The sequence below is a fragment of the Paenisporosarcina sp. P4_E4_2 genome (genome assembly GCF_056401595.1).
Map to the genome: position 1 here is coordinate 1 of NZ_JBFUJC010000117.1, position 8,692 is coordinate 8,692.

At 37.7% G+C, this 8,692-nt stretch carries 10 protein-coding genes; 8 read left to right on the forward strand and 2 right to left on the reverse strand.

Annotation, left to right across the window (positions count from 1 at the left end):
- The 3 genes from AC1DSB_RS09970 to AC1DSB_RS09980 form a co-directional block, all read left to right on the forward strand.
- On the forward strand, window positions 1-1,403 hold a 1,403-nt coding region (locus AC1DSB_RS09970), incomplete at its 5' end, for a putative bifunctional diguanylate cyclase/phosphodiesterase (protein ID WP_477586633.1).
- Window positions 1,404-1,738: 335 nt separating this feature from the next.
- Window positions 1,739-2,539 (forward strand): alpha/beta fold hydrolase, encoded by an 801-nt coding sequence (locus AC1DSB_RS09975; protein WP_477533041.1) that lies wholly within the window; start codon window positions 1,739-1,741, stop codon window positions 2,537-2,539.
- A 14-nt stretch (window positions 2,540-2,553) separates the two neighbouring features.
- Entirely contained in the window at window positions 2,554-3,498 is a 945-nt protein-coding gene (locus AC1DSB_RS09980) for a GGDEF domain-containing protein (RefSeq protein ID WP_477533040.1), read from the forward strand.
- Between the two features lie 72 nt (window positions 3,499-3,570).
- Here AC1DSB_RS09980 and AC1DSB_RS09985 read toward each other — a convergent pair whose 3' ends face one another.
- Together AC1DSB_RS09985 and AC1DSB_RS09990 are read right to left on the reverse strand one after the other, a co-directional pair.
- Window positions 3,571-3,759, reverse strand: a complete 189-nt coding sequence (locus AC1DSB_RS09985) for a hypothetical protein (protein ID WP_477532348.1) — start codon at window positions 3,757-3,759, stop codon at window positions 3,571-3,573.
- Between the two features lie 330 nt (window positions 3,760-4,089).
- A complete protein-coding gene (locus tag AC1DSB_RS09990; protein ID WP_477586635.1) occupies window positions 4,090-4,776 on the reverse strand; it encodes a hypothetical protein in 687 nt (228 codons plus the stop codon).
- 291 nt (window positions 4,777-5,067) lie between these two features.
- Between AC1DSB_RS09990 and AC1DSB_RS09995 the strand changes: the two genes are divergently transcribed.
- From AC1DSB_RS09995 to AC1DSB_RS10015, 5 genes are all read left to right on the forward strand, one after another.
- Window positions 5,068-5,274, forward strand: coding sequence for an alpha/beta-type small acid-soluble spore protein (locus AC1DSB_RS09995; protein ID WP_016428168.1), 207 nt, complete (start codon window positions 5,068-5,070; stop codon window positions 5,272-5,274).
- A gap of 217 nt (window positions 5,275-5,491) precedes the next feature.
- Window positions 5,492-5,941 carry a VanZ family protein gene (locus AC1DSB_RS10000; protein ID WP_477532350.1) on the forward strand — a complete coding sequence of 150 codons (450 nt, stop codon included), beginning with the start codon at window positions 5,492-5,494 and terminating at the stop codon, window positions 5,939-5,941.
- A 230-nt stretch (window positions 5,942-6,171) separates the two neighbouring features.
- Complete coding sequence (locus tag AC1DSB_RS10005) at window positions 6,172-6,330, forward strand: aspartyl-phosphate phosphatase Spo0E family protein (protein WP_016428166.1); 159 nt, start codon at window positions 6,172-6,174, stop codon at window positions 6,328-6,330.
- Window positions 6,331-6,500: 170 nt separating this feature from the next.
- Window positions 6,501-8,192: a glycoside hydrolase family 13 protein gene (locus AC1DSB_RS10010; RefSeq protein WP_477532351.1), complete on the forward strand. Its 1,692-nt coding sequence runs from the start codon at window positions 6,501-6,503 to the stop codon at window positions 8,190-8,192.
- Window positions 8,193-8,295: 103 nt separating this feature from the next.
- Window positions 8,296-8,692, forward strand: a 397-nt coding sequence (locus tag AC1DSB_RS10015) for an ROK family protein (protein ID WP_477586637.1), incomplete at its 3' end; no start/stop codon positions are given.

Genomic DNA, 8,692 nt, shown 5'->3' on the forward strand with positions numbered 1-8,692 from the left:
GACTTAAAAGTGATGGGTCCACGTTTCCTTTGGAAATCACGATGTCACTATTAAATGAAACTCAAAAAACACTCGTGATTATTCGAGATATAACAAAGAAAAAACAATACGAAGCCATGATGAAGTATAAAGCTGAACATAATGAATTGACTCATCTTTCAAATCGCCGCAAGTTGAATCAAGATCTAGAAATATTCAAAGAACAATCTTTAGAATCATCGTTGTTGTTTATTGATTTGGACCGATTTAAAATAATCAACGATACAATGGGCCGCGAAGTGGGAGATAAATTACTGATTGAGGTAGCGGAACGATTGAGTTTCTTCAGTAATCATATGATTAAGACGTATCACTTAGGTGSCGACGAGTTTGTTGTCCTGATTCTTAAAGAGAACATGGATTTCGTTAAAAATATCGCAATGGACATTGGGGAATACATAAAAGAACCTTTCTATCTTAAAGGCAATGAAATCTTTGTGACGGCCAGTATAGGCATTAGCGGCAGTCCAGAACATACGGACGATATGAATGAATTAATTACAATGGCAGACACTGCGATGTATTATGCAAAATTGGATGGAAAAAACACCTATAAATTCTTCAATAATGAGTTAAAAGAGCAGCGTGAAAGAAGAACGCTCATTGAAATAGAATTAAGAAGAGCGATTCGCAATGAGGAGCTTTATGTGGTGTATCAACCGAAGTTTAATTTGCACAATTCCAAACTGGCAGGCATTGAAGCCTTGATACGATGGGACAATCCGCTTCTCGGAAAGGTTTCGCCGATGGAATTTATTCCGGTTGCTGAAGATACAGGGTTGATCAATGAGATTGGTAACTGGATCATCAATGATGTTCTGTACCAGATGCGAAGATGGCATGACAAAGGGTATTCGCCTGTTAAAGTTTCAGTGAACGTATCCCAGCGCCAATTCCGTGATAATAATTTCGTTCCTTTTATCGAGTCGTGTCTTTATTCTTATAGTATTGAAGCAAAATATTTGGAATTTGAAGTAACGGAAAGTGTAATCGAAAATATTGATTTGGTTATGCCCAAAATTAATTCGCTGAAAGCGCTTGGAGTAGGTATTTCGATTGATGATTTCGGTACAGGGTATTCGTCGCTGAGCATGCTAAAGAACTTGCCATTTGATACGTTGAAAATCGATCAATCGTTTATTCGTGATTTGATTGGCAATAGCCAGGACCTATCTCTTGTTAAGACCATCATTTCAATCGGACAAACCTTCAATCTCAATGTTGTCGCTGAAGGGATTGAGAAAGAGGAGCATCTTCATCTTCTTGCTGAATTGGACTGTCCGATGGGCCAAGGATATTTTTTCAGTAAACCGATTCGACCTGAACAGCTCGAGGTAGAATTTTTTAAGTTGATAGGAGATTGATAGACACTTCCGGTGCATGTAACTGGAAGTGTTTTTGTGTTGTAACATTCGTCATAGAATAAAATGCAAGATATTGCGATATAGGCTTTACTATCTTCTGCAATTCCTTCCATCTTGTTAAACTCGGAAGTCGCATCTAACATCGCTCCATACCTGCGAGACTCTAGGAAAGATACAGCTTTCTCCATGCCAGATTTTATTCGCTGGGTTCTGTTAAGCAGTAAATAGATGTATATTTGAAGTAGTTAAAATAGATGGTAAGTTACCATATTGTGGAGTTTATTATGGTATAATTAACCTATAATGGAATACATCACGAAGGAGAAATTAGGTAAATGTACAATGATATAGTTGAACGGAATAACGTGAAAGTGTTTGGGGAAGGTCAAAAGACGATATTGTTTGCTCATGGTTTTGGCTGTGATCAGTCCGTTTGGCGTGATGTAGCACCAGCATTTTCAACGGATTATCGTGTAGTCCTGTTTGATTATGTTGGTTCTGGCAACAGTGATAAGTCTAGGTATTCGACAGAGCGATACGATTCTTTGAATGGGTATGCCCAAGATGTAATTGATGTGTGTGACGCACTTGAGTTGGAAAATATCGTATTCGTTGGGCATTCTGTCAGTAGTATGATCGGTGCATTGGCTAGTATTGAGAGACCCGGGATAATAGAAAAATTAATAATGATTGGTCCTTCACCACATTATTTGAATGAACCAGGATATGTTGGTGGCTTTGATAAATCGGATGTTGATGCGTTACTAGATATGATGGAAATTAATTATCGGGAATGGGCGAAATATTTAGCGCCAGTTGTAATGGGTGAAGCTTCGGATTCAACAATAACAAAGAATTTTGAGAACACGTTGTGCTCGAATGATCCTGTCATTTCACGGAAGTTTGCTGAAGTGACATTTACTTCCGATTCGCGTGATATGCTTGGTGAAATTACGTCACCAACTTTAATTTTACAGACACAATTCGATGCTATTGTTCCCATGGCAATGGGCGAATACCTACATACGAAAATTACTACAAGTGAGTTTGTGCTGATGGAAGCTACAGGACACAATCCGCATCTTAGTTATCCTGAAGAGACTGTGACGTGCATAAAAGCGTATTTGACGAAGTGAAGGGAGGAAATTAAATGGAAGAGCAATTGGATTTGGCACCTTGTGGTTATTTGGTGATGAATCAAAGCTTTCACGTGGTGGAAATGAATCGTACCTTGCGTGATATGCTCGGTGTAGAAGGTACACCTGTTCACTTGCATGACATTTTGACGGTGCCATCCCGCATTTATTTTCAAACTTACTTCGCTCCGTCTATTATGTTGCACGGAAAAGTCAATGAGATGTATTTGATGTTAAAAGGTAAAGAACATCATCTTCCGGTTTTGATGAATGCGGTTAAACACAATGACCAATTTTCTTGTGTACTGGTTCAGATGGCAGTGCGCGATAAGTATGAGAATGAGCTGTTGCTTGCTCGACGAAAAGCTGAGCGGATTCTTCATGATACGGATGAAGCCAACAGAAAATTGCAAGAGTTACTGAAAGAAGTCGAAGGGAAACAACAGGAATTGTTGGATTTAAATGTAGAATTGCTGGAACTTGCAATGACGGATGCACTGACGGGATTAAAGAATCGTCGTTTCTTGGAGAAAAAACTAATGGATCTCGTTCAGTTAGCGGAGAGTTCGGAGAATGAGACTTTTTCCTTGTTGCAGATTGACGTCGATCATTTCAAACAGGTCAATGATACGTTTGGTCATCCAATGGGCGATGCCGTGCTTCGCGAGCTTTCATGGAAGCTTTTAAGAGAGACAAGAGAGCACGATGTTGTTGCCCGCATGGGTGGAGAAGAGTTCATGATCTTGCTTCCGAGTACGAATGAAGAAAGCGCACGGGTGATGGCGGAACGGATTCGACTGAATCTCGATCATGGATCCTGGACTCAAAAACGTGTGACTGTCAGCATTGGTGTGACAACGTATGAAAAAGGCAACGATTCCAGTATATTATTTTCTAAAGCGGATGCAGCTCTTTATTTATCAAAAGGAGCAGGTCGCAATCGCGTATCTGTGAAATGAATATAGGAGTTACGCACGAAACCCACTAGAGCTGTTCTAGTGGGTTTTTGTATCGAAAAATTTACATATCATTTATTTTTTATATGAGATATCCTCCAGAAAACAGGCGATGCTCCTTAATTTTTCTTCCATTCCGTTGAAACTTTTATCGTGAATGGGAGGATGGTGTGCTAAAGTATGTAACGATTCACTGATGTGATGTAGATCAATTTGAATGTCTTGCAGGATAGCAACTAAATTAGTGATATTTTGTTCATTCATATGTACCTCCTTGTGTAAATGTGTCGTTTCATTATTTTATTATTCTCGGTTAACCTTAAGAACTCTCTTACCTTGTCAGAAGAACGATGTAAGCATTATTTCCTTATAACCAAAGCAAAAACCTTCTGGCTATGAGTTCCAGAAGGTTTTTTTGTGTTGAAAAATAGGTCTTTAACGGATTATCTGGAATTCAAAAGTGGATATCTGAAATTCATTTGTACATATCAATATTTCGCATGGTAATATCTCTAAATCAACATGGTTTATCTGGAAATCAATCAAACATATCTGAAAATCAATCGAATTGCCTAATTAAATTCGTGTGGAATATCATTTTTTCTGTGAGGAAATAATGTTGAGTTTGATTTCCAAAAGCAAGGACAAAATATCCCGAAGTTTCGTTTGACTCGAGAAGTCAAAGATTGTATGTGCCATCACATTAATAATTGCGAGGAGAAGGAAAAACCAGACAATTCCCAGGAACACCATGTCCAAATATTGAATCGTAATCGATTGGGAAAAGAGAATCCCGCCTAAAAAGCTTAGTAAAGGAATTAAATAAATTTGAATGGAACTACTCATACGGGTTCCAAACGATTTTTTGGTCATGGTATTTTCAATTTCATTTCGAACAATGACCTCTAGCATTTGGAGATTGTTCAGATCCATAAGCGAAAAGTGAAGTTTCTGTTCCAGTAAGTTAATCCACGTCGATACTTCTTCTTCATAGTCCTGTTTGAAATGATAAATAGAGTTGTTAATGGAAATATCATGTTTTAAATAACATTCAAATATGGCATATACTAAATATCCCGTGAAAATAGTTAGTGTGGATAAGAGAAAATAATTATTGAAATAAAGAAATAGACAGACAAGTAACGAAGTTGGCATGGTAGCAAGAATCAAACGGTTTTTCCAATTGGTTATTTTAATGTATCTAAAAATAGACGTCACTATTTCAAGTGGGTTGAAAACTTCTTTATAACATTCATATACGGTATACATCACTTTGTTCATCGGAATCCTCCTTCTGTTTCTATATATATGAAAGGAGTTATTAATAATATAGGCACATATAGATTTCACTATAGGTGTAATTCCAACGATTGCTGCAATTTTTCCAACTAAAATCTCCTTATTTCCAATTAAGCCACACTTTTTTTCAACTAAACCCTCAATTGTTCCAACAAAACAATGGTCAGCCTAAATCGCTTCATAAAAAACATCCATTCTTGAACAAAATATATAACCTTCTTGTATGATTTTTTAAAAATGAGACATTCTATATGCAACAAGGAGGTGAGTAACATGGCAAACAACAATTCAAGCAACAAATTGTCAGTACCAGGTGCAAAACAAGCTTTGGATCAAATGAAGTATGAAATTGCACAAGAATTTGGAGTACAATTAGGCGAAAACGCTACATCGCGTGCTAACGGTTCCGTTGGCGGAGAAATCACTAAGCGATTAGTAGCACAAGCCCAACAACAATTAAGAGGTAACCAAAATTCATAAAACACGGGCCGACAGTTCATTCTGTCGGCTTTTATTTATTTTGTGCGAATAACTGATAGAAATTGTGGTCAACCTTTTCAATAGCCACAGATAGTCTTTCTTCATATCCGCTTTACATGACATTCGATGAAAGGATGTGCGGTTTTGTTTTATTTATTAATAAAGCTTAAAAATTTTATTAAGAGTATATTTCTACCTGGGCTGGAGTTGAACTAACATGGCGCTTTCCACATGTTTAAAACAACTCCTCCTGTTATTCTGGATGGTCACGATATTAGTCGCAGGCTGTACCGCGGATGCTCACGCTTTTTTATATGAGCAAGCAATCAGTTTTCATCTGGATGTCAAACCGAATTTTCGTGACTTGTTTATTACACATGATATTCACCTCGAGAAAGAGTTCTATGTGATACAAAAAATCGGTCACATTTCTGCTTTTGGACTTCTGTTTTTCTTCCTTTTTGCAACGATCAAAAGGTTTGGCCATGCGTTTATGTTATGCAGTATGTTTGCGTTTTTCACAGAAATCCTACAGCTATATTTTCAACGCAATGGGAGACTTTTTGATGTAGGCGTTGATATGATTGGTATCCTATTAGCATTTTTACTGTGTAAATCTCTTGCCGGAAATTCAAATACAAATAAAATTCATGAAGCACCTGGATGAACAAAATATTATTTCGTATTACTAAAATTGCGAATCAGAAAAAACATGTTTTTTCAATATTAAACATCAAATAATTTAGTGAATGTGACAAATTAGTGAATTTTTAAAAACTCACCACAATGCGACATTTTTTTACAAAGCCAATTAGTTAAGATGTTCTTTGAGTGTACAACGTCTTTAATTCGTATACAAAAAATACCAAAAATTATTAAATGGAGGAAAGGGTAATCATGACAAATATTCACCTTAAAATGTTTTTACTTGGACAAATCAATATTAAAAGGAGAGTAATGTATTACAAAGCAAAGCATTTTGGTTTTACGCATTCCAGCGTAGTCGCATGCAGCCAGGAGCTTGATTCATTACTGAATAGATACCAAGGAATTTAATTGAGCCTTAATTTTGTATCAAACAAATAAAATATCGTTAAAGAGAATCTTCAAGCGTCTAAACATTGTAGGTTCTTTTTTTATGGCTTTCAACATACGAGAGAAATGAAAATTTTCAGTCAAGTAAAAATTATGTTACGCTAGTTTCAAAAATTAACGGGGGAAATGACATGAATATTGAAACTAACTGGTGGAAAAAAAGTGTTGTGTATCAAGTGTATCCACGCAGTTTTTATGATTCTAATGGTGATGGAATCGGCGATTTACAAGGAATCATTTCAAAATTGGATTATCTGGTGGAGCTTGGTGTGGATGTGATTTGGCTGAGTCCGATATACGATTCTCCAAATGATGACAACGGCTATGATATTCGGGATTATCAATCCATCATGGATGAATTCGGAAGCATGGCGGATTTTGATGAGTTATTGGAAGCGGCAAAGGAACGGAATCTCCAAATTATTATGGATCTGGTCGTCAATCATACATCGGATGAACATGCGTGGTTTGTTGAGTCGAAGTCGAGTGTAGATAATCCTAAACGAGATTTTTACATATGGGCACAGGGTAAAAACGGACAGCCGCCGAACAATTGGGGATCGGTTTTTGGTGGGTCCGCTTGGCAATTGAACGACGCAACACAAGATTATTACCTTCATTTGTTCTCTAAAAAACAACCTGATTTAAACTGGGAAAATGATGAATTGCGACAATCGGTGTATGACATGATGAGTTTTTGGCTGGATAAAGGGATTGGCGGATTCCGTATGGATGTAATCAATTTCATTTCTAAGGAGCCAGGTTTGCCTAATGGTGCACAAAATGAAGGACAAGCTTACGGGGATGGCAGTCCCTATTTCATTAACGGTCCGAAGATACATGACTTTTTACAAGAGATGAATCAAGAGGTGCTTTCGCATTATGACGTTTTGACAGTTGGCGAAATGCCAGGAGCTTCACCAAAGGAAGCAATCGATTACACGAACCCTGAAAATAAAGAAGTGAATATGATTTTCACATTTGAACATATGGATTTAGATAGTGGTCCTAATGGTAAATGGGATCTAAAACCTTTGAATTTAATCGATCTGAAGGACAATCTTGAAAAGTGGCAAATCTCGCTTCAAGACAAAGGGTGGAATAGTCTTTATTGGAATAACCATGATCAACCACGGATTGTGTCGCGTTTCGGTAACGATGGGGAGTATCGTGTGGAGTCAGCAAAAATGCTCGCAACTTGCTTACATATGATGCAAGGGACACCTTATATTTACCAAGGCGAAGAAATTGGCATGACGAATGTGGCATTCGAAACAATTGACCAATACAAAGATTTGGAAACATTAAATATGTATCATGAAAAAATGGAGCAGGGTGCCAATCACGATATCGTTATGCAATCCATTTATGCAAAAGGTCGAGATAATGCACGCACACCGATGCAGTGGTCATCTGAAAAAAATGGTGGTTTTACAACGGGGACTCCGTGGATCGAAGTTAATCCGAGATATTCAGAAATTAATGTGGCGAATGATTTACAGAGTGAACAGTCGGTGTTTGCACATTATCAGCAGCTGATCAAGTTGAGAAAACAGCTGGACGTTATCACAATCGGTGACTTCAAAATATTATTCAAGGATCATGCACAGCTATTTGCTTATGAACGCAGAGCTGAGAAAGAAAGCCTGTTGGTGTTATGTAATTTCAGTAAGGATGAAATTTTACTAAAAGATGATGTCGTGAAAAACTATATTTGTAATAGTAAACTGATCAGCCATAATTATCCTTCTGTTGATCTGCTTGATAAAATTGAGTTGCGACCATATGAGGCATTGGTTTTTTACTCATCTGCGTCGGAATGAATTTTGTGAAAAATCAAATATAGACGAATCGGTAAAATCATGTATGATAAAAAAGATAACTTCATCGTTTAATAGATTTCAATATAATGGAGGTCAAGAGTAGATGGTAGTCCTTGGTGTGGATATTGGAGGGACGAAGATTCGATTCGGCGTTGTCGATTCGACGGGACAAGTGATTGAAGATCATGTTGTTCCAACTCAGATCCCTTTGTATCCTTATTTAGAAGAAAAAGTAGTCGAATTTTTACAGAACCATCCGCACATCGAGGCGATTGGGATTGGCACGAGAGGCATGGTGGACGCGGAACAAGGCGTCATCACTTTCGAAACTGAGACATTGCCCGGCTGGCAAGGCACAGAAGTGAAAGCGCTTTTACAGAAAGCGACAGGGCTTCGAGTCGAGGTCAATAATGATGCGAATTGTGCCGGTCTTGCTGAACATCGACTTGGCGCAGCAAAAGGTTTCCGACGCACGGTTTGTTTAACGGTTGGTACTGGAC